Annotated in this window: 18 protein-coding genes; 4 read left to right on the forward strand and 14 right to left on the reverse strand. The window is 62.4% G+C overall.

Annotated features, from left to right (window positions below; genetic code table 11):
- Nucleotides 1-68: 68 nt before the first annotated feature.
- A complete protein-coding gene (locus AB1555_18005) occupies nt 69-1,184 on the forward strand; it encodes a PstS family phosphate ABC transporter substrate-binding protein (GenBank protein MEW6248581.1) in 1,116 nt (371 codons plus the stop codon).
- A gap of 153 nt (nt 1,185-1,337) precedes the next feature.
- The gene (locus AB1555_18010; GenBank protein ID MEW6248582.1) at nt 1,338-2,033 is read left to right on the forward strand and encodes a hypothetical protein; all 696 of its coding nucleotides are present in this window, start codon (nt 1,338-1,340) and stop codon (nt 2,031-2,033) included.
- A 52-nt stretch (nt 2,034-2,085) separates the two neighbouring features.
- Here the strand turns inward: AB1555_18010 and AB1555_18015 are convergent, their stop codons facing one another.
- The 14 genes from AB1555_18015 to gspC form a co-directional block, all read right to left on the reverse strand.
- Entirely contained in the window at nt 2,086-3,411 is a 1,326-nt protein-coding gene (locus AB1555_18015) for a porin (GenBank protein ID MEW6248583.1), read from the reverse strand.
- 390 nt (nt 3,412-3,801) lie between these two features.
- Nucleotides 3,802-4,752, reverse strand: a complete 951-nt coding sequence (gene gspK, locus AB1555_18020) for a type II secretion system minor pseudopilin GspK (GenBank protein ID MEW6248584.1) — start codon at nt 4,750-4,752, stop codon at nt 3,802-3,804.
- Nucleotides 4,736-5,287, reverse strand: coding sequence for a type II secretion system protein GspM (gspM, locus tag AB1555_18025; protein ID MEW6248585.1), 552 nt, complete (start codon nt 5,285-5,287; stop codon nt 4,736-4,738). Before gspM ends, gspK begins: the two co-directional genes overlap by 17 nt.
- On the reverse strand, nt 5,284-6,858 hold the full coding sequence (pilM, locus tag AB1555_18030) for a pilus assembly protein PilM (GenBank protein MEW6248586.1): 1,575 nt from the start codon (nt 6,856-6,858) through the stop codon (nt 5,284-5,286). The genes gspM and pilM overlap by 4 nt, the downstream gene beginning before the upstream one ends.
- A gap of 231 nt (nt 6,859-7,089) precedes the next feature.
- Nucleotides 7,090-7,983, reverse strand: a complete 894-nt coding sequence (gene gspN / locus AB1555_18035) for a type II secretion system protein GspN (GenBank protein MEW6248587.1) — start codon at nt 7,981-7,983, stop codon at nt 7,090-7,092.
- A gap of 5 nt (nt 7,984-7,988) precedes the next feature.
- The gene (locus AB1555_18040; GenBank protein MEW6248588.1) at nt 7,989-8,606 is read right to left on the reverse strand and encodes a type II secretion system protein GspJ; all 618 of its coding nucleotides are present in this window, start codon (nt 8,604-8,606) and stop codon (nt 7,989-7,991) included.
- Entirely contained in the window at nt 8,581-9,012 is a 432-nt protein-coding gene (locus tag AB1555_18045) for a prepilin-type N-terminal cleavage/methylation domain-containing protein (GenBank protein ID MEW6248589.1), read from the reverse strand. The genes AB1555_18040 and AB1555_18045 overlap by 26 nt, the downstream gene beginning before the upstream one ends.
- A complete protein-coding gene (locus AB1555_18050; GenBank protein ID MEW6248590.1) occupies nt 9,009-9,914 on the reverse strand; it encodes a prepilin-type N-terminal cleavage/methylation domain-containing protein in 906 nt (301 codons plus the stop codon). Before AB1555_18050 ends, AB1555_18045 begins: the two co-directional genes overlap by 4 nt.
- 12 nt (nt 9,915-9,926) lie before the next feature.
- Nucleotides 9,927-10,805, reverse strand: a complete 879-nt coding sequence (gene gspG, locus AB1555_18055; GenBank protein MEW6248591.1) for a type II secretion system major pseudopilin GspG — start codon at nt 10,803-10,805, stop codon at nt 9,927-9,929.
- 48 nt (nt 10,806-10,853) lie between these two features.
- Nucleotides 10,854-12,089, reverse strand: a complete 1,236-nt coding sequence (gene gspF / locus AB1555_18060; protein ID MEW6248592.1) for a type II secretion system inner membrane protein GspF — start codon at nt 12,087-12,089, stop codon at nt 10,854-10,856.
- A gap of 10 nt (nt 12,090-12,099) precedes the next feature.
- Complete coding sequence (gene gspE / locus AB1555_18065; GenBank protein ID MEW6248593.1) at nt 12,100-13,818, reverse strand: type II secretion system ATPase GspE; 1,719 nt, start codon at nt 13,816-13,818, stop codon at nt 12,100-12,102.
- Nucleotides 13,819-14,091: 273 nt separating this feature from the next.
- Nucleotides 14,092-14,913, reverse strand: coding sequence for a hypothetical protein (locus AB1555_18070; GenBank protein MEW6248594.1), 822 nt, complete (start codon nt 14,911-14,913; stop codon nt 14,092-14,094).
- A gap of 346 nt (nt 14,914-15,259) precedes the next feature.
- Nucleotides 15,260-16,831 (reverse strand): secretin N-terminal domain-containing protein, encoded by a 1,572-nt coding sequence (locus AB1555_18075; GenBank protein MEW6248595.1) that lies wholly within the window; start codon nt 16,829-16,831, stop codon nt 15,260-15,262.
- Complete coding sequence (gspC, locus tag AB1555_18080) at nt 16,818-17,693, reverse strand: type II secretion system protein GspC (protein MEW6248596.1); 876 nt, start codon at nt 17,691-17,693, stop codon at nt 16,818-16,820. The genes AB1555_18075 and gspC overlap by 14 nt, the downstream gene beginning before the upstream one ends.
- A 393-nt stretch (nt 17,694-18,086) precedes the next feature.
- Here gspC and AB1555_18085 point away from each other — a divergent pair, with 393 nt between their 5' ends.
- Together AB1555_18085 and AB1555_18090 are read left to right on the forward strand one after the other, a co-directional pair.
- Nucleotides 18,087-19,946 (forward strand): POTRA domain-containing protein, encoded by a 1,860-nt coding sequence (locus tag AB1555_18085; GenBank protein MEW6248597.1) that lies wholly within the window; start codon nt 18,087-18,089, stop codon nt 19,944-19,946.
- Between the two features lie 16 nt (nt 19,947-19,962).
- On the forward strand, nt 19,963-24,345 hold the full coding sequence (locus AB1555_18090; GenBank protein ID MEW6248598.1) for a filamentous hemagglutinin N-terminal domain-containing protein: 4,383 nt from the start codon (nt 19,963-19,965) through the stop codon (nt 24,343-24,345).
- Nucleotides 24,346-24,366 lie beyond the last annotated feature (21 nt).

Here is a 24,366-nt window from a genome sequence, read left to right on the forward strand (position 1 = left end):
ACAGATGCTTTCGGATCCCGCGCAACAGGGAGCAGGGTCCGCCATTAACGACACTCCAGGAGGTTGCGATGTCACAGTTCAGGTCACCTGACCCTCTCCGACGTAAGGTCTTCAGCCGTCTTGCTCTTGCTACGGCGGTTCTGGGTGCGACAGCCTGGCTGTGTGAGCCGACCTGGGGTCAGGAGAGACTGGTCGTTGCCGCAGCGATCGAGCCTTATGTCCCATCGGCCGAACTCTCGGGCCGGCTGACGATCGCCGGGTCCGATACCATGCAGCCGTTGTTGAGCCGGCTGGCGGCCGAATTTATGCGCCGGCATCCTGACGTAAAAATCGGCGTGGAGGGAGGCGGGTCCAAAGCGGCACTGACGGAATTCGTGGTCGGTTACTCGCTCCAGGGCCGCGGCGACAAGGCGAGAGACGGGGGGCATCAAGGCGCGTCCAAGGCGTCGCTCTTGGCGACTTCGCGTGCGCTCACCCCCGAGGAAATTCGCCGGTTCACGTCCAAGTACGGCTATGAGCCGCTGGCTATTCCGATCGCGATGGACGCGGTGGCCATCTTCGTGAACAAGGAGAATCCGATTCAGGGGCTGACCCTGGCGCAGGTGGACGCCATCTTCAGCAGCGCTCGTCGACGCGGTTATCCCTCGGAAATTGCCGCCTGGGGAGATCTCGGGCTGAAAGGCGGTTGGGAACGCCAGCCGATCCGGCTCTATGGACGCAACGAACGCTCCGCGACACGCGAGTTTTTCATGCACGCAGCTCTCGGAGATGCCGAGATCAAATCCGAGATACGAGTGCAGCCCGGTACGGCCTCGCTCATACTGGCCCTGGCGAAAGACCCTCTCGGGATCGGCTATGCCGGGATGGGCTATCCCTCGTCAATGGTCCGAATCGTCCCTCTGGCGGAGGAAGATGGGAAGCCGTTTGTCGAACCGACTGTCGAGTCGATCGCAGACGGCCGGTATCCACTCAGCCGGTTCCTCTATCTTTACGTGAACAAGGCGCCTGACGCGAAGTTCGATCCCGTCACACAGGAGTTTTTGAAGTTCATCAACAGTCGTGACGGCCAGGACGTGGTGCTCCGGGCCAGGTTTTTCCCTCTGACCAGCAGCCAGGTCGAGAAGAATCTGGCCTTGCTCGTCGGGAGCCCAGTCACCGCCACGCTTCCACGCTCCGCCCAGTGACGCGGATTCACGCCGTGCTCTCTTTTTTTCATGCGCTTCTGGTATATAAAGACTGGGCGAGAGGCTCGGGGCGAGGGGAAGAGCACCGGGTGTCATTTCCGCCTCTCGCCTAGGGCCTCAAGCCTTGCGCCTATTTTCAAGGAAAGCGTTTCCATGCCTCGGATTGGCAGAGTTTCCGCGATCAGCGCGTTGCTTCTCTCGGTGGAGATCGGTTGCAACAGCCTCCCGCCGCCTCGTCCCGTCTACCAGGATCAATTGACTTCCATCCAGTTGCGGGTCGATGCGCAAGCCGGAGGCGGCCATACCCATCCGGCTTCGATTTCACCTGAACGAATGGCGGGAATTCTGGCCGGCATCAGGGTCCAGAAGCTTCAGGACCCGGTGTTTCGTTTGGTCACGGGAGAAAAGCCCCTTGGACCGGCGTTCAGCGCGGAGGAGATTCGGGTGATCGCTCCGCAGCTCAGCCGAGCGCTGGCCCTGGCCACGCCCCGAGAGATGGCAACCTTCTATCGGCGCTTTTCCAATGCGAACGTCGGGCTGGCCGTCACGTCCGGCGGATTATTCGTCCGCGACGGTCGCCTGTATCTCGTCCTTGCAAACCACCGCGCCCTTCCTTCCGATTTGATGAGACAGGTCAACCCGGCTTATGAGATGGATCCAGTAGATGCGCCGCTCTTGGCTCTGAGAGCCGGTGACTTCAAACTCTCGTTCTCGCCTCCGGAAGCGGAAGTTCATCTTCCTGACGGACAGCGTGGGTGGAACTATCCCGACCCAGCTAAAGTCCTTGTGGTGGATCTCTTCCTTGCCCAGAAGCGCCCGGAGCTACCAGCACATCCACGACAGCCTTAGCCTCGCCGTATCACGTTGTATCCATGAGGGCGACAAGTCGGGACAACATGCATCAATTCCAGAACCACTGCGCCTGGATTCGGAAGAGGTTCCCAGCGAATTCGACTTGGGGCGCGTTATTCGGGAGATCCACATTTGGGCGGATCAGGGAGGAATGCAGACCTTCCTTGTACATCCATTCCGCGACGAACCGCCAATGGGTATCCGGCTCCCAGACGAGCCCCACGTTGATCGTCTTGGACCGGCCGTCAACCCCGTTGATTGATTTGATCCCGCCGTAGTATTCGCCCCAGCGGAAGTAACCGGTCAGCAATCCCACATCCGAATATCGCCACGTATAGTACGGTTGCACATAGCCGCCATAGAGGTGAGCTTCGCGGATGAAGCCCTGCGCGTCGCGCTTCGGTCCGCGCCCGAGTGTGTATTCCGCCAGCAACCCCCAAGGTTGTGGCGGCGTCCACACATACCAGGTGAGCCGTTCGTCGCGCACCTGACAACCAGTCGATTTGCCGTCCCGCACGTGTGAGGAGATCGGGCAGCGCGCCACCTTGCCGGGGTCCACCACAAACTGTCCGCGGTAGGCGAACATGCCGGCCTCCAGGAGCCGACCATCGGGCAACTCGAACGGATGAGCGAGACGAATCCCGACATGCTTGTCGTCATTCAACTCCGGCTTATTGCGTGTCTGACCGTTCCAGACCATGATGCCGAAATCGCCGTAGTCGCCGGGGCCGTTGTGGTAGGTGGCCAGTTGCGCATATCGCTGCTGGGCGATCTTGGGGCTCCAGTAATAGGCGATTCCCAGATCGCGCTCGCCCGGCGCGCCGCTCTGGATGGACTCGTGCCGGTCCAGCTCCTGCCGGTTGCTGCTCGACCGATAGGTATCAAAGGCGTTCGGGGTCCGATGCTGGCCGAAGCGGATCCGATGCTCCTTGTCCTTGGTGATGAAAAAATCCGCAAAGGCGTCGACGATCTCTTTGTTAAAAAGATTCTGTTGATCGCCTTCGAATGCGGGCTGGAAGTAGAAGGCGAGGCGTTCCGAAATCTGCCCCTGGAAGACCAGGCGGATCCGCCGGATGTAAAACGTGTTCGAATCGCGCGTGGCCAGTTTGTCGCCCAACGGAATATCCATCATCGGATTGTCGAGCAAGGCGTAGCGATTCTGGATGTACCCGTTGATCCGGATCCGCTCGTACCATCGGGGACTGCTGATCATCCCCATTTCCGCGCTCGTCTCCTCGGCCTTTTTTTCCTCTTGCGCCTTGATCCTGATCCAGTCGTCCATCGTAATGAGGCCTTTTTCCAACAGGATGTCTTCAAGCGGCGTGGGCTCCGTCTCCTTGAGATAGGTCCCGGCCTGGGCAGGACGATCCGCCACCGGAACCGGTCCGATCGGTTGGGATGGCGACCGGAGTCCGCCATCTCTAGGGACGTCTTTGCCGGGCTCAGTGGGTTCGGCCCAAATCGGTTGGACCGAAAGCCAAAGGAGCGTCACAAGCATGATCTGTCCGCCCCGCTTCATTGAGCTTATTGGGAAGGCCATTCCTCCTCCTCCTGTCTTGTAATTTCTGCCAATCAAGCACTACGCGGCCGATAGCGGCAGTGCATCGCCGGAGGAGGAGATTAGAAGCGGAAGGTATCGCGGAAGTAACAGAGGTGTTACAACTGCGTTAATTCAGAGGCGAGCGGGACGCTCGTACCCGGTGAAATGTGACAGGAGTGTGGGGAGGCAAACAGGATAGGACACGACCTCACACACTCGCCTCGTCTATTCGATGCGGGAAAAGAGAACGGAACTGGCTCCGGTCGCTTCGTCCCGCCGTAGCACAATGTACACGGCCTTGTTCACCTCATTGACCGTAATGCCGATCCGGGCGGAGAAGATGTTGGTTTTCACGTCGTAGGCTTGCAAGAGTCGCAGTTCCTTGGCGATGGGTTCGAAGTTGCTGATCTGGTCGAGGTCCTGGACGGTGCGATAGGGACGACCTTGGACGATCTCGCCAGCCATCGCCGGGGTGATTCGGGGATCAAGAGCCTGGATGACGATCGGATCGGCGGTATTCAGGTTCACGCGTCCCTCGGCGCCGTTTCGTGGGTGGACGGTGACATAGGGTTCCAGCCGTTGCACGACCTCCTTCGTCACCCCTTTAATAAGGTAAAGCTCGGACAGGGTCTGCAAGGGAGCGTTGGCGGCCATGTAGGGTGGCCGGAGCGTTTGATAGTAGGCGCTCTCGGCGCCGCTGGCTTCCGGCACGTCGTCTGCATCCACCCAGTCCGCAATCGCCTCGGCCAGGTCGGGGCGTACCTGAAGCAACTCGAACAGCCGTTTCAGCCGCTTGAGCTTGCTTTCGCGTTGCTTGGGATCCTGGACGTTCGCTAGCTCATTCAGGTTGAGCTTGCCGGTTTCGTCCTCGATTCGGGCGGACAGCGCTCCGTCGCCCAGTTGGTACCCGGCGATCGGCAGCGCCCAGACATCCGTCAGGGCGTCGAACCGCTGGTTCGTGAGCTTCTGAATCCTGTGGTCCTGCAACAGCACCGCCCGCGCGGCCTGGACGCCGGCTCGGGTCAGCGCGTTGACCTTGACGTTGTCTCGGAAGGCCGCCGCATCGCGATATTCCCGGCGGGCCTCGGCGTCGAACTCCAGGATAAGCGCGACGAGCAGGGTCAGGATGAGCAGCGCCAGGATCAGGGCGACGCCCCGTTCATCGCGGCCTATCATGGGAGACCACGCGCAGGTTGGCGTCCCACAGAGACGGCGCATCATACTTCGGTTTGATCTGCAGGTGCCGGACTTGGACGTCATAGGGAGCTTGTTCCAACTCGACCAGCAACGCCAACAGGTCGGTGAGAGGCACCCCGTCCAATCTCACATCCACCGACGTTTCCTGATAGCTCTGTATCACCGCCGGAGGTTGCGGCTGCATGCCGACGATCCGTTCGCGCACGCGCGCCTGCGCCGCCGCGTCTTCCACGAAGGCCACAAGGGAAAACTGCGCCTCGGGGGGCGGCAGCCGGTTTTCGAGCGTCGAGAGGCGCGCCCGCAGAGCGGCGTACTGGGCGCCGAGCGTCGCGAGCTCGCGAATCTCCCGTTGCTTTCGGCCGGCCTGCCGTTCCAGCACCTCCTGCCGCTCGAGCAACGGATCGACGACGCCGACGAACAACAGCGCAGCGGCGATCACGGCCGTGCCGATGCCGATCGTGAGCCGTTCGCGCGGGGAAAGAGCCTTCCAGCGTTGAGCCAAACCCTGCGTCATGGCGCCTGCACCTTGAACGCCAGTCGGAACACCACTTGTTTGGCCGACGCGCCGACCCGCGTGTCGCTGACGGCGACTTCCTGGAACGCCGGCGACGCGGCGAACGCCTGCTTGACCTTCTCCACCGCTTCGAAGGAATCCGTCTCGGCCTCCAGATGAACGGCGCCGTTTTCGATGGTCAGTTCCCGCACAGCGAAGGGCAGGCCGCGGGGAATGTGTTTGACGACCTGGGCGAACACCGGCAGCGCCCGCGTCTGCGATCCGTCGACGATGCTCAACGCTTTCTTCACCCCCTCCAGTCGAGCGCGGGCCTGGTCCATCTCTTCGCCGGGCGCGGCTCCGCCGCCGAAATCCCGTTGAAACTGCGACTGCAGCGCAGCCTTCAGTTCCTTCACGCGGGCGTCTTTGAGCGAGACCCGCACGGAAAGATCGGCGAGCGCCAACAGGCAGAGCACAAGGACTCCGGCCGCCGCGAACCACACATCCCGGCGCGCGACGGCGGGTTTCGTCTCCGCCGACTCCGCGATCTGCTTCAGATCGAGCGCGACCGCCGACCGCGGGGCGCGGATCTTCCACCGGGGCCGCACGAGCTTCGGATGAATCGCCAGTCCAAAGGCCACGGAGAACGCGCGCGGGCAGTCGGCGCCGAATCCCTGTCGGGGACCGACGGGAACCAGTTCGAGTTGGCGGGCCAGGTATCCGTTGACCTCCCGGAGCTTCGAACCTCCGCCGGAGACCCAGCAGTGCGTGATCCGCGTCCGTGTCGTCGACTCGAACGCATGCAGGGTCATCCGGACGTCTTTCAGCAACGGATCCAGCCAGGGTTCCACCTGTGACGCGGCCATCCCCCGCTTCCGCCGCTCCGCTTCGGCGAACGAGCAGGCGTACCGGGCGGCCAGGGCCTCGGTCAACCGGTCTCCGCCCCACGGGATCGTGCGCAGGAGCAGGGGCCGGCCCCGGTGAATCAGGCAGAGCGTGGATTTGGAGGCGCCGAGGTCGATGACGGCCAGATCTCCGGGGACGTCGGCGCCTTCCTGCTTGAGGAATTCCGTCACGGAGAACAGGGCCAAGCCGTCCACGTTGATGGCGGCGGGATCGAGATCCGCCTCGGCCAGAAACCTCATGTGATCCGCCACCGCGCTCTTGGGCGCCGCCGTGACGAGAACCTCGGAGGCGGCGCCGGCTGGTCGCGCGGTCTTGGTCGCTCCCGGCGGCAGCACGACGCTCCCGACCGCTACGTCTTCCAAGGGGAGGGGAATCAGGTTTTCGACTTCGAAAGGCACGACCTGGGCCAGTTTGCCGGCGTCCTGGAAGGGGAACGACAGGGTGCGGATGAAGATGTCGCGGCAGGGGATGGCTGTGACCAGGTCTCCGTGGTAGAGGCCGTTCTGCCAGAGGAATTTCCGGAGAAGAGAGGCCTTGCGGGCCGGCTCCAGCGCTTGCTCGTGCGCGTACGGCATCGGCTGGTGGAAGTAGTCCACCGACTCCCGGCCGCTGAGCGTCCGGCGGAATCGCACCGCTTTGATGGCGGTCCGCCCCAAGTCGAGTCCGATGCAATCAGCGACCATCATGAGACCGTGATGCGTAATGGGCCGTCACCCCCACCCTCCCCTCCCCCTTCAAGGGGGAGGGTCTCGGGGAGGGGGTTTTCGAGGCACCCGTTGCTCTTCTCGTTGCAACGGGTGCAAGCAACGGGTCAAACAGGGTGAACCCGAGGCTCATGAAGACTGCTTTTGTAAGAACGCCGAGCGCTCGCAATCACTCAATGACTCACTGGCTTAATCGCTTTTTCCTCATAACTCTCACATGAACGCCACTTGCGGTCGTGACAATGCGCCGGAGATGCTCAATTTCAACGGTACACCGGCGGCCGCCAATGGCAGGCCCGACGCGGCGGCGCGCTGCGCAAACGCAGGAGAAGGCGTCACGGAGACGGACAACGCCAGGGTGCTGTTCCGGAACGGCCGCCGGAGCGTGATCTGGCCGTCTCCCTGAAAAAACCCGTCTGTTCCGTCCCCGGTCAACTCCTGGACGCGGCAGACGGCGGCCCGGCATTGCAGGGTCATCCTGGCGTTGGCCAGCGTGACAGAGGGGAGACGGATCTGACCCGAGGCAATTTGCTCGATCAACACGTCCGCCACGTCGATGGTCCACGTTCCTTCCAAGCCCGCCGTGCCGCCCGCCGACGAAGTCCCTTCCCATCGCTGAGTAAAATCGACGTTCAGGCGCCCGCGGCGCGCGGCCGGAAAGCCCAGAGCGGAGAGAGGCAGGTGTTCGATTCGCCCGGCGACCGACGTCGCGCTGTTGCCGGACCAGGAGTCCGCCGTCACCCGGACGGTCGCACGTCCGCCTCCGGTGGGTGCGTCTCCGTGCAACGAGGCGACCATGTCGGCGGCCAAGCGGCCGGTCAGCACGCTCGCCGCGTTGAATGTGACCCGGAGCTCGTCCATCTGCACCCGCACGTTCTCCTCCGTGAACAGGCTGACCCCTCGCCAGCCCAGGCCGAACGGCCAATCAATCTCCCACTGGTCGGCGTTGATCTCGACGCCGGTCCGGCCGGACACCTCCGCCAGGATGCGCTCCTGAAGAGCGTCATAGGGAAAGGTGACCGCCAGAAAGAACGCGCCCAGCCCGAACAGCACCGCCGTCCAACCGGCGGCAAGCTTGACCTGCGGCGACCGAACCAGCTTGAACATCAGGACTACGCTCCGACGTGAATCCATTCTCTGATGGTCCGCACATCTTCATCCGCAACTTGGAGCGTCAGCTCGATCAACACCGCCTTCGGTTGGGACCGCCTGTTCCGCCCGTCCCATTCGTCCACCCAGGCCTGGGACAGTTCGTCGAAATATCGCACATTGAACCCGATGACCTTGTCCGCCAGATCGGTTCGCTCGAGCCACTCGTCGGTGAGACCGTACAGATTGCGCCGTGCCATCCTGATCAGACGCGTTCCCTCGCGCGTGTAGAGCACCCGGGCGAGCTCGCTTTCGGCGGCCGCGTCATGGGTTCTGATCTGGCTCGAAGACAGAAACGCCACAATGTCCGCGGGCCGACCGTTCTGTTGCCCATTCTGACCGATCCACGGCGACGACGGATGGATCTGGGCCGACATCAGCTCGTCGGCCATCAACCGGAGACTGCTGCGGATCAGTTGCTCCCGCGCGGCGGCGTCCCTGACCGAGTCCGTCAGGCGGATGGTGGAGGCCAGGGAGGCAAAGATCAATGCCGCAATCGTCGCCAACGCCGCGACCGCCAGGAGGACTTCGATCAAGGTAAAGCCGCCCTGTTCGTCAGGACACGGCGGATCGAAAGACATAGGTGCTCACCTCGACCATTTCTTCGATGTCGCCTCTCGGCCAGATCACCTGCACACGGACTTCGCGCACCAGATCCAAAGGCGTCGGCGAGACGATCCGCTTCCAGCGGTAGCCCGGCGCCCGGTCGCCGGCCTCGGCGGCTGTCTGAACTCCCGGCGGCAGGCTCTTAAAATCTCCGCTCACTTCGCCCAGCGGGAGAAACCCGGCGAGTTCCGCTTCGAGCAGTTTCTCCTGAGCCAGCAGCGTGGCGGTCGTCAAATCGCGCGCCCGCAGATGCAGGTTCACGTCCCAGTTGCGCAGTCCCAACAGGACGGGGAGCGCGATGGCCAGGATCGCAAGCGCGATCATGACCTCCAAGAGCGTGAATCCGTCGTCGTCCCGGCGGCCGGGATCCGATTCGCTCATGGCTTCCCTCCGCCGACCGGCGCGGGCCCGGCCGTGAGCCCGACGAGCGGCTGGAGCAGGATGCGAAGCCGATCCGGAACCGGTTCCAGCGGCTTGTCTTCGGCCGCGCGATCGCTGATCTGCAGCGCGCCCGTCACGGCGTGAATCTTCACCGTCAGCATGCTCCGGTCTTCATCCGCGAGCGTGATGACTGCAGGCTCCGTCTTGCCCGTCGGCAGCACCTGAATGTACACTCTGCCGGACTCCACCCTTCCTCTGTTCGGCGCGGTCACGGCGAGAAATCTGATCGTCTCCGGCAGCGTCTCGCGCCGGGCGAGCACGGGATCGACCGGCGTCCGTTCTTCTCCTCCGTCCAGCATCACCGCCCAGTACGTCTGCTGATCCAGATCGAGATGGAGGCGAAACGGCTTCTGCGCCGACACAGCGGCCGTCTGCAAAGAACGGATCGCCGCTGCCACGTGCCGGGTCGCCGACGGTAAATGGTTCGCAATGCCGGTGCGGGGAAGGACCAGCGTCAGCAGCATTCCCAACAGGAACAGCACCAGGATCATCTCCACGAGCGTGAAGCCTCCCGACGGTGAGGGGTGAGGGATGAGGGATGATGAGCGATGGGTGAACCGGTACCTGTGAGGCGTGAAACGTGAGGCGTGAAACGTGAACCATTGACGATTGGCGATTGACGAATGACGATTGACCATTGACGGGCTAGCCCGCATTATTCGTGACGGTTCGTCGCGAAATCGCTGAGCCGCGTCGCGAGACGGGCGCGTGGAGCCGCGAAGGACCGACGCGTACTTGAAACAGTACGTGGAGGGACTGAGCGGCGAGCCCGCCCGCCCCCGACTGAACCTATCGGGGGCTTGTCGCAGCAGCGGATCGGCGATTGCAGCAGAAGTGCTCATGAATAATGCGGGCTAGTCCTTGTCCAAATTCCAGTTCGTAATATCGGCATTGACCCCTTCGCCGCCGACTTCGCCATCGGTGCCCAGCGAGATGATTTCGTATTCGCCGCGGGGGCTGGGGCTGAGATACTTATACGGGTTGCCCCAAGGATCCTCCGGGATCTTCTGCAGGTATCCGCCTAGCTTCCATTTTTTCGGAATCACCCCGACGGTCGGCTTTTCGACCAGGGCCCTGAGCCCCTGATCCGTCGACGGATAGACGCCGTTGTCCAGTTTGTAGAGTTGCAGGGCGCCCTCGATGTTGCGGATCTGGACCTTCGCCGCGGTCCGCTTGGCCTCATCGGTGCGGCCCATGATGCGCGGCACCACCAAAGCGGCGAGAATGGCCAAGATGGCCACGACCACCATGATCTCGATGAAAGTAAAGCCGCCTTCCTTTGAACAATGATCGAGTGATTGGTGATTCAGTGATTGGTGATTGCGCAATTGTGAGGCAACAGACTGCTTGGATTTTTGACGGCGTTGAGAGGCGATATACGCGTTCAATCCTTTGATGAGGTTGAGAACCATGCCTTTGAATCGGTTGCCTTGCGGTTGCTCCATGTATCCGGCGTCAAGGCAAGCGTTAAAGTCATCCAGCCATTCGTTGGCCGACCCTCGGTGAAGAAGGCAAAAATGTATATTCTTTTGAAAGTGGAATCTGCCGAACCCTTCGGCAATGTTGTTCGTAATCGATAAGGCCGCCAACCGCATTTGGTTCGCAAGCACAAACCGTTCCTCGTGAGGTAGAGACCGCCTATAGATCCAAACCTCGCGCCTGATTTCTCTGGCCTGCTTGTACACGTCAAGTTGTTCGAATGAGGTGATCGTTCCAGTCGACGTCACTGCCATACCCACTCCGTCCCTAATCACTCAATCACTTAATCCCCAATCACTGTCTTAACGAACCATCTGTCCCATTTCGAAAATCGGCAACAGGATCGCCACGACGATGAAAAATACTACGACGCCCATGATAAGGATCATCACCGGCTCAAGCAGCGAGGTGAGCCGCGTGATGACCCGGTCCACCTCCCCGTCGTAAATCTGGGCGATCCGCCGGAGCATCTCCTCCATCTCGCCGCTCTTTTCGCCGACCGCGATCATGTGCGTGACGAGGGACGGAAATTCCCCGCTGCGCTTCAACGGCTCGGCGACGGCCTGCCCTTCCCGGATGTTCTGCCGGGCCTCCTCGACCGCCCGTTCGAGCACGCGATTGTTCATCACCCGTTTGGCGACGTCCAGGGCGTCCAGCAATTGCACCCCGCTCGCCAGCATGGTGGCCAACGTGCCGGCCAACCGCGAGATCGAGACCATCCGCGCCACGTCGCCGATCAGGGGCAGTTTCAACAGAAACCGGTCGGCGGCGAGACGCCCGGCGGGAGTCTTCAGAAGACGCTGAGCGCCTCCCAGCGCCAGGCCGATCCCGCCAAGAAGAAACAGCCAATAATCCGCCAGAAACCGGCTGATCCCCATCAGGACCACCGTCGGCCACGGCAGCGCCTGCTTGAGATCGGCGAACACCGCGGTGATTTTGGGCACCACGAACGTCATGAGAAAGAACAGCACGGCGACGCCGACTATGAGCATGAGGACCGGGTACAGTGTGGCGTTGGTGACTTTGTGTTTCAGCGCAAGTTGCTTCTCCAGAAAATCGGCCAGTCGGAACAGGATATGGTCCAGCGCGCCGCTGGCTTCGCCGGCGCGCACCATATGGACGTAAATGGAAGAAAAGTCCCGCGGATAGCGTTCCAACACGGCGCTGAGCGCTTTGCCGCCGCGGATCTCCTCGCGCATGTCCGCAAGAAGACTCTTGACGGCCTTCTTGTCCGATTGTTCGACCAGGATGCCGAGCGCGTCCACCAGCGGCAGACCGGCCACCAGCAGGGTGCCCAATTGTCTGGTCACGACGGCCAGCTCCTGGACGGACAACGAGGCGGAACGTCCCTCTGCCGACTGCACACGTACCGCCGGTCCGGCTCCGCCGTCGCGACGCTGCCCCTGCTCGATGACATCGGTCGGATAGATCCCGCCTTTGCGGAGCTTCAGCCGCGCGACCTTGGGGCTCTCGGCGTCGATGATGCCGCTGGCCGTCGCGCCGTCCGCGCGAACGCCTTTGTACTGATAGACCGGCATGGGGGGTTCGCTATAGTTCGACTTCCTGCTGCGTGATGCGCATCACTTCCTCGGTGGTGGTCACCCCCTGCGCGACCTTGAGCGCGCCTTCCTGCTTGAGGGGAACCATCCCTTTGGCGATGGCGGCCTGCTTGATGGCCGCCGAGTCCGCCTTGGCGCCGATCAGGCGGCGGATGTCGTCGTCCATCAACAGCAGTTCGTAGATGCCGGTGCGGCCGCGGTATCCGGTCTGGGAGCAGGCCGCGCAGCCGGCGCCGCGAGAGAACGTCGGACGGGGCGTGGTGAGGGGAAGCCCGAGCCGGGTGAGCTCTTCGTCGCTCGGACGGTAGGGGCGCCGACAATCGGGACAGATCTTCCGCAGCAACCGCTGAGCCAGCACGGCGACGACCGACGACGCGACGAGGAACGGCTCGATGCCCATGTCGATCAGGCGGGTCGGGGCGCTGGCCGCATCGTTCGTATGCAAGGTGGAAAACACCAGATGGCCGGTCAACGAAGCATGGATGGCGATCTCGGCGGTTTCCAGGTCCCGGATTTCCCCGATCATGATGACGTCCGGGTCCTGGCGCAAAATCGACCGCAACCCGGAGGCGAAGGTCAGGTTGATCTTCGGATTCACCTGCATCTGGCCGATGCCCTGAAGCTGATACTCGACGGGGTCCTCGACCGTGATGATGTTTTTGTCCGGCGCATTGATCTGGCTGAGCGCCGCGTAGAGCGTCGTCGTCTTGCCGCTGCCGGTCGGGCCGGTCACCAGGATGATGCCGTGCGACAATTGGATGAGCTGCTGCATGACCGCCAGCTTATCGGGCGAGAACCCGATTTCCGAGAGGTTCAGCAGCCGGTTCTCTTTTTCGAGCAGCCGCAACACCACGCGCTCGCCGTGCGACGTGGGGAGAACGGACACGCGGAGATCGACGTCTTTCCCCGCCGTCCGGATCCCGAACCGGCCGTCCTGCGGCAGCCGTTTCTCCGCGATGTTCAGCCCCGCCATGATTTTCAGGCGCGCGATAATGCTGGCTTGCAGGTGTTTGGGCGGAGTCAGCACCGGATACAGCACGCCGTCGATCCGGTAGCGGACGACCAAGCCTTTCTCGAACGATTCGAAGTGGATGTCGCTGGCCCGCTGCTTGACGGCCTGGAAGAGAATGGAATTGACCAGGCGAATGATGGGCGCTTCGTCGGTGGCGTCCAGCAGATCCTGGGGTTCGTCCAGTTCCCGGGCGAGGCGGTCCAGATTCTCGTCCGCCGCCAGATCCTCCATGACCTGCTCGGCGGCGGCGGGATTGGCGGCTTGGTCATACACGTGATTCAGGCAGGAGAGCAACGACACGCTCGTCGTCAAGACCGGCGCGACCGGCGAGCCGAGCAACAGGCGAAGATCGTCCAGGGCGGCCGTCTCCAGCGGGTCGCAGGTGGCGACGGTGACGACGCCGTCTTCAGCCCGTAAAGGGAGCACCCGGTACCGGCGGGCGAAACCGATGGGAACGGATTTCAGGAGAGCCGGATCGACCTGGTTGGGCTCCAGTTGCGGAAGCCACGGCAATTCGAACTGATGGGCGAGGGCCTGGAGCACTTCGTCGTCCCGCACGGCGCGCAGCCGCACCAACACGTCCCCGAGCCGCCCTCCTTTGTCCCGCTGTTGCGCGAGCGCCTCTTCCAGCTTGGCTTCCGGGAGGTTGAATTTCTCGCCGAGAATGGTTCCCAGCAGAGGCCGTCCGTATCCCACAGCCCCACCGCTCCCGCTCACGCACCACCAATTTGATTCAAGGTGACCGTCACACGAATCACGAGCCTGTACCGCGCCGGCTTCAGACTCTACTCAAAGAAACTGCGTGGAACCCTCTGATATTCAGGCGCGAAGCAGGACAAACATACTCTTCCTCTCGTCCGATGGCAAGATGCGGAAACGTGAACGATCCTGTGAGCGCAAAGGACCTCAACATTTGGTTGATGTTTGTCTCTGAAAAAATGATTTTCACGTGCTCCGTGTGAAGTATCGTCAAAACCGATAGGCGATTCCTCCGACAGCGTGAAACATGCTGTACGCGCCGCTCACGCCGAATGTCGGATCGAACGTGCTGATGGTAGCATAATTGTATTTCCCTTCCGCGAAGACGCCCCATTCGTCGGTGAAGAACACTTTGAATCCGGCAAGCACGTTCAGTCCCGGAACCCACTGCCGGCCTTGAACCGGACCCGATGAGGACGAAAAATAAAACGCGCCGGCTCCGACGCCGAGATAGGGCTGCACGATTTCGCCCGGATACCGAGCGAGCACGTTGAATGCGACCGTGGTCACGCGAAGATCCGATTCTTCAGCAAGCGACACTTGACCGTCGGATCTGATGAATTTCGGGCAATTGCTGGGCGGGATGGGGTTTTGGCAGTTGACGCCGGCATCCTGGTTCGGCGTATAGGTGATCTCCTGATGAGAGCGAACCGTCTGTTTCCGGATCGACGGCTTGGTGGTATAGGCTTCGACTTCCACTCCCAGCCACGGAAGGCCCTCATCCGAAAAAAAGTATCCCGCTTTGCCGCCGAAGATCAGTGAGCTTTTCAAGGAGAGATTCTCGGTGTTGAAGGATTGGGTGAACGACCCGAACGCCACGTCGTTGGGATCAAAGATCCCCGGCGGAAGCTGCTGAAGCGCCAGACGTTCGCCCAGGTTATTCATCGTGACGTCCCTCAAGGCGCCGCCGGTGCTGACGCCGCCGTAGCCTGCCACATACCACTCGGCGGAAACCTCGTGGTGCGCGGCCGAAAGCCACAGGAGCAGAGCCAACGCGCTCGCGCGCGTGGCTCGACGTTGTGAGGGATTCAAACCGGTCCTCCGGTCAACAAGTGATTGCGGTGCGGCTTCATCGCGGCGTGTGGGAAGGTACCACCGGGAAGGCAACGGCGCAGTTTCGCGCAGATTAACTTCGCGTTAAATTCCGCTTCTCCACAGTCTTCATGAGCCTTGAGCTCACCCTAGAGCATCCCCCCTCTTCCGAAGACCCTCTCCGTTGAAGGGGGAGGGGAGGGTGGGGGTGACGCTACTGGCTGTTCGCTATTTGCTGCTGGAGATATTCAAAGAAGTGAATAACCGGTAGCGATCAGCTCTGAAAGTTGCGACCAGCAAATGCTCTTAGCTACTCGCTATCGGCTATCCGCTGTTGGCTGAAGATTTAGGGTGAGGATGATGCCGGGACCTGTTTTCCGGCGGCGTGAGGATCTGCGGGTTGTTGGTTGCGCGGTTCGAGATGCTCGATCACTTCCTGTTTCAGGCGGGTCGGTTCCTCGATGCGATTCTCCCGCTGAAGCGTGCCCACATCCGCGGCCTTGCGCTGATTCAGTTCGACCATGTCGACCTCGTCCCTGATGATGTGCGGGGTCAGGAAGACGAGCAGGTTGAGCTTTTCCACCTGCCGGCTCTGAAACCGGAACAGCCAGCCGAGCAGTGGAATGTCTCCCAGCAGCGGAATCTTGCGTTCGCTCAGGGTGACGTTGTCGCGTACCAGTCCGCCGATGACGAGGGTCTGTTTGTCCCGAGCGACGGTGGTGGTCTCCATCGCGCGCTTGGTGGTGGTCGGGCCGACCGGCACGGTCGCAGCGCCGGTCCCGATCGTCTGGGCCACGCTTTCCGCGATCGCCGTAATCTCCTGTTTGATTTCCAAACGCACGAGATCGTTTTCCAACACCTGCGGCGTGATTTCCAGCGTGACCCCGACGTCTTTTCGCTCGATCGTCACGAGCGTGCCGCCGGTGATGCCCTGCGCCTGTCCGGTCGGGAAGGGCCGATTCTCGCCGACGACGATCTTCGCTTTTTGATTGTCCGCAGCCATGACCTGCGGCGTGGACAGGATATTCGTGTCCGTCAGGTTCATCAGAAGTTGCAGAAACGCCCGCACGTTGATCGTGTTGAGCACGGTCAGCGCGCCTCCCGTCGCGGCTCCCGTCACCGCGCTTGTGCCTATTCCGCTGATCGTCTGAGCGAGCGAGGCCAGATCTTCGGGGGCCCGGTTGAATCCCCCGATGGCTTGTACTGACCCGCGGCTTCCCGCGGCGATCGCCTGGAGCGGGTCGCTCCCGATTTGCCGCAGGCGATCCACCTGCACTTCGAGAATGACCGCCTCCACGAACACCTGGTGGCGGCGCGTATCGATCTCGCGAAGCACGGACTGGAGCCGGTTATAGGCCGTGCGGGTGGCGCTGATGACGACGCTGTTGGTGGCTTTGTCGGCGAACACCTGAACCGGCGCTTCAAATTCCGTCATCGGCCGGAACGGCGGGCGGCCGGTCGGGGTCGCGGCCGGCACAGCTGAGGATTTGGCGACCAGGTTCGTCAGCAGCGCGGCCGTGTCGCTGGCGTTGGCGTACTTGAGTTTGTACACGTAGACGTTCCGCTCGGGCGGCACCTCCGCCGTTTGCACGATCTGCACAACGTTTCCCTTCGGAATCGCCATCAGCCGGCTGACTTCCAAGGCGGCCAGGAACATGTTGTACGCCTGGTCCACGCTGACTTTGGTGGGAGAAAACAGCGTGATTTTCCCGGCTGTTTTCTTGGCGGTGTCGTCCAGGACGAAATTTTTCCCGGTCAGTTCGCTGATGAAGCGCACGAACACCGGCAGCTCGACCTCGTTGAAATCGAGCGTGACGCGACCGGGCTGGGGCGTTCCGTTTTGCGCCGCCGCAACGAACGTATTCATCAGCGGCAGCGCGGCCAAGGCGACGACGGCCAGCGGCTTAGCGAATCTCATACGTCAGGGTCGTGGGTTGATTGTTGCGCAAGACATCGACTTTGACCGTCCGCTCGTTCTTCACCTGTTGAAAGACGCGCAGCATGGTGCCGGGGTCGCGGACCTCCACGCCGTTGACCCGTTGCAGGACGTCGCCGTAACTCAACCCGATCTTTTCATAAAAGCTTGCCGGAGCGATGAAGTCGATGCGGAACCCGTCCAGCGCGCCGTTGGTGAAATGCGGCACGGCATGGGCCTGGGTCAACAGTTTCGAGACGTCCGCCATCGCCTGTTCGACTTCGCGGCGATCCAGCACCCGGTTGACCGGAGGAGGCGCGTGCTTGCGTCCCGCGAACGTCGCCGGAGAGGCGGACGTCGCCGGCGTCGCCCCCGCTTGACCCTGGTCAAGCAGCACGAGCGGGAGCAATTCCTCCTGGCCGTCTTCCCGGATCACGACCCCGTCCTTCCTGATCTCCGCCAACTCTCCCACATTGGGAATCTGCTCGTGCAGCCGAAACAGGTTCTGTCGTTTCGTCGCCAGATCTTCGAGGACGGCGGAGATGCCGCCCCGGTCGCCCATGACCGTGCCCAACAGTTTTACTTTTCTGGCCACGTCGAGGGGCGGACGCTTGGCTTTGGCCGGTTGGCCCGGAAGCGCGACATCGGATGACTCTTCCTCGGGGAGCGGGAAGAGGCCGCTGGCGCGGATTTCAGCCGCCAGCTGAGCCGGCGGGACGGTCGGCGCGGCGGGTTCGGCGACCGAAGAAAACGACTGCGGAGTGAACGGCACCGAGAGCGAATGCGCGATGAACGCGTTGATCGTATGGGCGATGAAGAACGCGGACAGTGTCAGAAACAGCGCGAGTCCTATCCGCCGCCACATAAGCCAATCGCTCTCATGAACACGCGGACGAAGCGGGTCGTCTGCTCAAGGCGCTGTATGGTATCCCGACTGCCTCCACATCTGCAATGGGGTGACTGCATGGAATGCGTCGAATGGAACAGTTAACAGGCCGCGAATGCGTCGATAACTCGCCCGTAACATTCGCCCGGTAGATCGCTTCGCAGTTTCACAGGCTTCTGTTGTCATGAGCCTTCGGCTCACCCTGTGTTAAGGAGAAGGTAAGGAGGCAGTTTCAGAACAGTCGATCGGGAAAATGGAACTCGGCACATCAACAGGAAAAAGAACAGCGCGAGTCCCGGCGCGAACCAAAGCAAGGCCCAAGGGCGGGCTGAGCGTTCTGCGTGACGGGCGCTTTGAGGAAAGCGATGGCGCATGAAAGGACGGGGTGGGGTGGCTTTCCTTGCCCTCGCGCTCTGCGCCGGTCTGGTCGCCGCCATGATTGAGCCGGCGACGGTCGTTGAAGCCGCTCCATCGGGCAGACCGGACGATCACCGGAAAGCCCGAACCGTTTCTCGATGGGGCCATGCGCAGGAGGCTGAACCGAGAAAGGTTGCGAAAGCGGATAGCGCGACGTCCGGCCGGGAAGCAGCCAATCCGCCTGTCGCCCAGACGCCGGAGCCCCCTTCTCCGACACCCGAGCCTCCGGGCTTTGACATAAAAGCATTCATCGTAGAAGGAAGCTCGCTGCTCTCTCCGGAAAAGATCAACGGCGTGCTCGATCAACACAGAGGTTCGGGGAAGACCATTGCCGACATCGAGAAGGCCCGGCACGAGCTGGAGAGAGCCTATCAGGCGTTGGGGTATCCCACCGTCATCGTCATCATTCCTGAACAGACCATCGAGAACGGCGTCGTGCGCCTGACGGTTGTGGAAAGCCGGATCGGCGAGGTCCGCATGGTCGGGAACACCTACTATTCCCGCTACAACATTCTCGCCAAACTGCCGTCGCTCCGTCCCGGCGCCCTGATCCATGAGCCCACTCTGGTCAAAGAGCTCGACGCCGTCAACGTGAACCCGGATCGCAAGATCACGCCGGTGCTGAAACCGGGAACGGAAACGGGCACGGTGGATGTCGAGCTGAAGGTCAACGAGCGGCTGCCGCTGCACGCCCGGATGATCGGCGACAACAAGGGCCCGTTCACGACGCCGGCCAACCGGCTGACGGCGGAGGTCCAGTACACGAACCTGTGGGACGAAGATCATATTCTGACTCTGCAGACGACCCAGACGCCGGAGGACTGGGGCGCGGTGCAAGCCTACGGCTTCAGCTACGTCGCGCCGATCATGGGGCCGCAGCATGTGCTGGCCGTGTACGCGTCGAAAGTCACGAGCACGTCGGTGTTGGCCGGAACGACGTTGGCGTTGAGTCCCGGCGACGTATCGGTCGCGGGGAACGCCACCATCGCCGGCCTCCGATATTTCTTCCCTGTGTTCGAAGGGACGACGACCACGCATCAGATCGCGCTGGGCGCAGACTACAAACGTCTCGAGAAAACCGAGGCGACGTTTCCCGGACCGCTCGGCACGGCCGTCGTTTTGAGCCCGATCCAATACACGCCGCTCTCTCTCGGATACACCGGCATCCGTCCCGATGCATGGGGCATCACCCAATTTTCCGTCACGGCGAAAGGCTACTGGCCGATCATCCCGGGCGGAAAGAAGGCGGACTTCGCCGGAGACCCGGCCGATCCGTTCAACAAACCGGGCAACCGCGCCGGCTCGACCGGAAGATTCGCGGTCCTGCAGGCCGGCCTGGATCGAACTCAACCCTTGCCGCTGGGGTTCAGTCTCTCGCTGCACGCGGACGGCCAATGGGCCAGTGAACCCCTGGTGCCGGCCGAACAATATTTCGCCGGCGGGATGGACACGGTCCGGGGCTACATCCAGAACGAATCGCTCGGCGACCACGCGGTGCGCGGGCGGGCGGAGCTGCTCTCCCCGCCGCTGCCGGAGATCCCGCTTGATCGGTTCTGGCAGCGACGGCGCGCGTCGTCGCTCAAGATCACCTGGAAGGTGCTCGCGTTCTATGACGCCGTCACTCTCTGGGTGCGGGATGCGCCGATCGGGCAGAAGGATCAGTTTCGATTGGAAGGCATCGGTGGGGGAGTCCGCGCGCAACTGGTGCCCTACAATCTCCAGCTCCAGGTGGATCAAGGGTTCGCGTTGCAAGACGCGACCGTCACGCGGGCGGGCGACACCTTCGTCCATTTCATGGTGAGTCTGGCCTATTAACCCTGTGGGAGGCGGTGTGACACGACCGGCATTCTCGGCGATGGCCTATCTCATAATCGATGGGCGAAGACTACGACGGTGCATCCTGAACCTGCTGGGCCGGAGCCGGGGCGTCATCGTCACGGCCTGGCTCGTCATCGGCTGGGCATTCCAGCTCACAGTCCCTTTAGAGGTGGTCGGTCAGGTCAACGGGCTCTCCGTTGTGCATGGAGAAGGCACGATCACCGGCTCCGGGACCGCCAACATCACGCTCCAGCAGCAGACGGGGAAACTCATCGCCCACGCCAATCAGTTCGATATCATCCAAGGTCAGACGGTTCAGGTGCTCCAGCCGGTCGGAGCGGCCGCGCTGATCCGCGTCTTCGACAACAAAGCGAGCGTCATCAACGGGAATCTGTTCGCCAGTTCGTTGCTGTTTTTACTGAACCCGAACGGCGTGTTGTTCGGACCGACCGCCCAGGTCAATGCCGGGGGGCTCGTCGCCTCGACTCTTCATATGAGCGACGCCGACTTTCTGGCCGGGAGTTACCGGTTGGGCGTCGCCTCCACGCACGTCGGCCTGCCCGATACCATTGCGAACAGCCTGGTCCGCAACGAAGGGTCGATCACGGCCGGCGCGCAAGGCGTCTATCTCTTCGCCCACAACGTCGAAAACGCCGGCATCATCAAGAGCCCCGACGGTCATATCGCGCTGGCGGCGGGATCAAGCGCCTTTCTCTCGAACCGTCCCGACGGCCGAGGCTTGTTCGTCGAAGTGACGGCGCCGGCCGGACAGGCGGCGAATCTGAACGAACTGATGGCCGACGGGGGCCAGGTGAGTTTGTTCGGACGAGTGGTCAACCAAAGCGGTTTAGTCCAGGCAAACAGCGTGCGCGAGCGCAACGGCCGCATCGAATTGGTCGCCGACGAACGCGTGGCTTTCACGGCCGGCAGCCGGACATTCGCCAAGGGCGACGGCCAAAGCGCATCGGACGGAGGCACGATCATCGCCATGGCGACGGGGGGAAGCGGCGCGCAAGGGCAGGTCGCGGTCGAGGCCGGCGCGACGTTGGATGTCTCGGGAAGCGCGCAGGGCGGACACGGGGGGCTGATCGCGCTGGGAGGTGGATCACAGGGGACGAACGTGACGCAGAACGGGACCCTGTCGCTCTTCGCTCAGCCGGGATTCGTGACTGGCCGCTTCCAGCTTATTCCGGAGAATCTGGAGATTGTCGACCTGAACAATCTCCCGCGGGTTCCCGATCTGACGCTCATCGCGATGAAGGACATCACGGTGAACGGCAGCTTTTTCAATCTCGCCCAGTTGCCGTTGGATGCCGGCCGAACGGGCACGTTGCGCCTCAAGGCGGGCGGCAACATCCGCTTCACGGATTCGTTCGTCAACGGAGGAGCGGGCGGGCGCTGGGATATTCAGCTCCACGCGCGGAACGATATCCTTCTGACGGGCGCCGACTTCATCACCACGAGGTCGGGGAGCCTCGAGCTGACGGCCGGGCGGGACATTCAGTTGCTGGAGGGAAGCTTCGGGCTCTCCAGTCTCCAGACCCTGCAGGGCGGCGATATCACGCTCAGCGCCGGGCGCGATGTCATCGCACCGGCGGCGTTTGAATCCGGCAAAGGCATTCTGGTCGGCGGACCCGGCGACCTGTGGATCACAGCGGGCCGGGATTGGTTGGGCAGTCTTCCCGGGTCGCCCGTTCAGACCGGCCCGGGGTTCCTCTTGACGAACGGAACCGCGACGGTCGTCGCGGGGCGGAACATCGGGTCATCGAAGGCCTATGCCAATCTGACGTTGGGCAGCGCGCAAGTGACCATGACTTCAGTCGGCTCGTCGTTTTTAGGTTTGGCCGAAGATGCCGGCGTCGCCGCCGACCCGAATCGGATCGATGTCACCGCCGATCCGAACAACAGCCTGAACCTTCGCTCCGTGACCGGCCATATCTTCCTGAAGCCGCCGGAGTTGGCGAATTTTGAAAAGCTCCGCACAATTTATCCTGCGTCATTCACGGCCAAGGCGGACCAGGGCGATATCGTCGTCGAAAGCAACCTCAGTTTTTGGCCGTCGGTGACCGGGCGTCTCGACTTTTTTGCCGGCAACAGCATCAGAGGGGTGAACAAGACGCTTCCGCCGGAACCGGACGCCACCGCCAGGCTCATCTTTGTCGGCCTGCCGGGACAGGGCGGGCAATGGCGATGGGTGACGCTCGAACAAGCTGAGGCCGACCCCGTGCTGAACACCTTGTATCTGGCGCAAACGCCGCCGCCCGGCGCGCCCCCGATACCCTCGGACCTGCTCAATAATCCGCCTCTGGTGATCAACCAAACGCCGGCGCCGGTCGTCAAACTGTTTCAGAACGAGCTGCAAAGCGCCATCGCCGACAACGCTACGGGGTCGGCCGAGGGACTGCTCAGCGCGCTCGACAAGCCAGCTCAAAACGTGCCGGTCCATCAGCCGGCTCCCGTCCGCTTTACAACGGGGGCCGGGAGCATTTCGACGCTTCGTCTGGATCTGTACAGTCCGTCGCTCAAGAAACAGATCGACGTCTCGTCGGCTGCGGACATCACGGCTTTCTCCTCCCGCATGGCGGCGCCGGATTTGGGACGCGACGCCGCAGGGGCTCCGATCGCGGGTGCACGGGTCAGCGCGGAAGGCGACATCGACCTGAAGAAGCTCGGCACGCAAAATGCGCCGAGCGGACTGGAATTTTACGGCACGGGAGTCGCCGTCGTGCGGGCCAAGGGCGATCTCAATCTGGCGGACAGTCGCGGGATCGTGCACGATTTGCGGCCGGGGCGTCCGGGAGATTCCGATCAGGGCGGACTGCTGGACATCGCGGTCGGCGGCAATCTCGAGATGGTCCAGACCAAGATCAACACCGGCAACGGCGCCTCGATCTTCATTCACGGACTGGATGTCGGACCGTTGCTCGATGCGAACGGGGATCCCCTGACCGATGTCAACGGCCGACCGGCCGTGGGCCCGGGCAGTGTGCTGACCGGAACCCAGCCGGCCCGGGGAAGCAATCCCGGCACGGTCGGTCGGCCGGTCCTCGCTGAAGTCGCGAAGAACGGAGAAGCGTCCGCCATCCTGATCTTCGGCAAGGAAGTCCTCGTGAATGACACGGCCGTGCTGACGCAGGCCGATGTTCGTCACGACACGTTGGTCCTGGACCGAAATCCCGTCATCGTGGAGCAGTCCGGCAAGATGTACATCATTGCGGACGGCAAGGCCTACCAGGTGGATCGCAATCCCGTGATCGGTGCGGACGGTCGGCCGGTCCTGGCCGACGGAAGACCGGCTCTGGTGAACGGGCGACTCGTGCTCCAGGTCGAGGGGCGGCCGGTCGCGATCGTCAATCCGGTCGGGGGCCGCGTCAACGTCGGGACCAATACGCGGCGACAGGCGGAGGACACCGGCATCGTCACGCTCCGCGGAGGAGGTATCGACATCAAAGCCGTCGGCAACGTGGAGGTGAATCGATCGCGCGTCGCAACCTTGGGCGGCGGAGACACCGCCATCTCGTCCATGAACGGCGACGTCAATGCCGGCAGCGGCGGCAAAGACGAACGGACCGCGTTCAACGTGGAAACGGTCCTTCCGAACGGAACAAGCATTTTCACGACCTACGAGGTACCGGGCAGCGGCATTTTCACATTCCATCCCAACGACCCGGAGTTTCCGCTTCCGTTCCCGAAGTTCGACACGCCGGCGATCCTGGCGATCAAATACGAGATCGCCAAACAGGACTTCCTCGGCCGCGACACCTCCTCGCTGAAAGCGAAGCTCGAAGACGCCGTCAAGGCTCGCGAGCCGGAGTTTCAACGAGAGTTCGACGACTTCATCAACCGGAATCCTCAGAAGAATTTTCAGCCGTTGGAACTCGGCGACATCAATCTGAAAGCCGGCCGCGATATCGTGGTGCCGCCGGCCGGCATCCGGGGACGACGGATCAACCTCCTCGCCGGTCGGGACCTGAACCTCCAGGGAGGGACGATCGAGGGACAGATCCAGTTCGACGTCGGGGGTAAACTCGAAGGGTCTCCCACCGCGTTCGTCGGCAGCTTTTCCGGCACGTCCGCCGTGGGCGGCAGCATCAGCGGCGGCGCCAGTGCCGGCGGGTCCTCCCTGGGCGGCGGTCTCAGCGGCGTGACGGGCACGGTGGCGGCGACGGCGTCCGCCACGGCCGGCACGTCGTCCACGGCCTCGAAGTCGGTTGAAGCGGTTCAGGACAAAACGACGGAGGCGTCCACTCAGCAGGCAAAGGCCCAGGCGAAAAAGACGATGACCGCTAAGTCCGAGGAGAAAGAAGGCACATCCCAGCTCGCGCAAAGCGTGCGGGTCAAGCGGGGCGTGACCATTCAGGTGGATGTGAAACCGCAAGCCCAGCCGGGCGGCTGACGGAGAAGAGGAGAACGGAGC

The organism is Nitrospirota bacterium, assembly GCA_040755395.1.
Classification (GTDB): Bacteria; Nitrospirota; Nitrospiria; order Nitrospirales; family Nitrospiraceae; genus DATLZU01.

Bases quoted from the DNA above. Each gene is read 5' to 3' on its own strand.
- AB1555_18075 (MEW6248595.1), bottom strand. From the start codon at position 16,831: ATGAGATTCGCTAAGCCGCTGGCCGTCGTCGCCTTGGCCGCGCTGCCG.
- AB1555_18040 (MEW6248588.1), bottom strand. From the start codon at position 8,606: ATGTCTTTCGATCCGCCGTGTCCTGACGAACAGGGCGGCTTTACCTTG.
- pilM (MEW6248586.1), bottom strand. From the start codon at position 6,858: ATGATGGTCGCTGATTGCATCGGACTCGACTTGGGGCGGACCGCCATC.
- AB1555_18050 (MEW6248590.1), bottom strand. From the start codon at position 9,914: ATGAGCACTTCTGCTGCAATCGCCGATCCGCTGCTGCGACAAGCCCCC.
- gspM (MEW6248585.1), bottom strand. From the start codon at position 5,287: ATGACGCAGGGTTTGGCTCAACGCTGGAAGGCTCTTTCCCCGCGCGAA.
- AB1555_18085 (MEW6248597.1), top strand. From the start codon at position 18,087: ATGAAAGGACGGGGTGGGGTGGCTTTCCTTGCCCTCGCGCTCTGCGCC.
- gspC (MEW6248596.1), bottom strand. From the start codon at position 17,693: ATGTGGCGGCGGATAGGACTCGCGCTGTTTCTGACACTGTCCGCGTTC.
- gspK (MEW6248584.1), bottom strand. From the start codon at position 4,752: ATGATAGGCCGCGATGAACGGGGCGTCGCCCTGATCCTGGCGCTGCTC.
- AB1555_18010 (MEW6248582.1), top strand. From the start codon at position 1,338: ATGCCTCGGATTGGCAGAGTTTCCGCGATCAGCGCGTTGCTTCTCTCG.
- gspG (MEW6248591.1), bottom strand. From the start codon at position 10,805: ATGGCAGTGACGTCGACTGGAACGATCACCTCATTCGAACAACTTGAC.
- AB1555_18045 (MEW6248589.1), bottom strand. From the start codon at position 9,012: ATGAGCGAATCGGATCCCGGCCGCCGGGACGACGACGGATTCACGCTC.
- gspN (MEW6248587.1), bottom strand. From the start codon at position 7,983: ATGTTCAAGCTGGTTCGGTCGCCGCAGGTCAAGCTTGCCGCCGGTTGG.
- gspF (MEW6248592.1), bottom strand. From the start codon at position 12,089: ATGCCGGTCTATCAGTACAAAGGCGTTCGCGCGGACGGCGCGACGGCC.
- AB1555_18005 (MEW6248581.1), top strand. From the start codon at position 69: ATGTCACAGTTCAGGTCACCTGACCCTCTCCGACGTAAGGTCTTCAGC.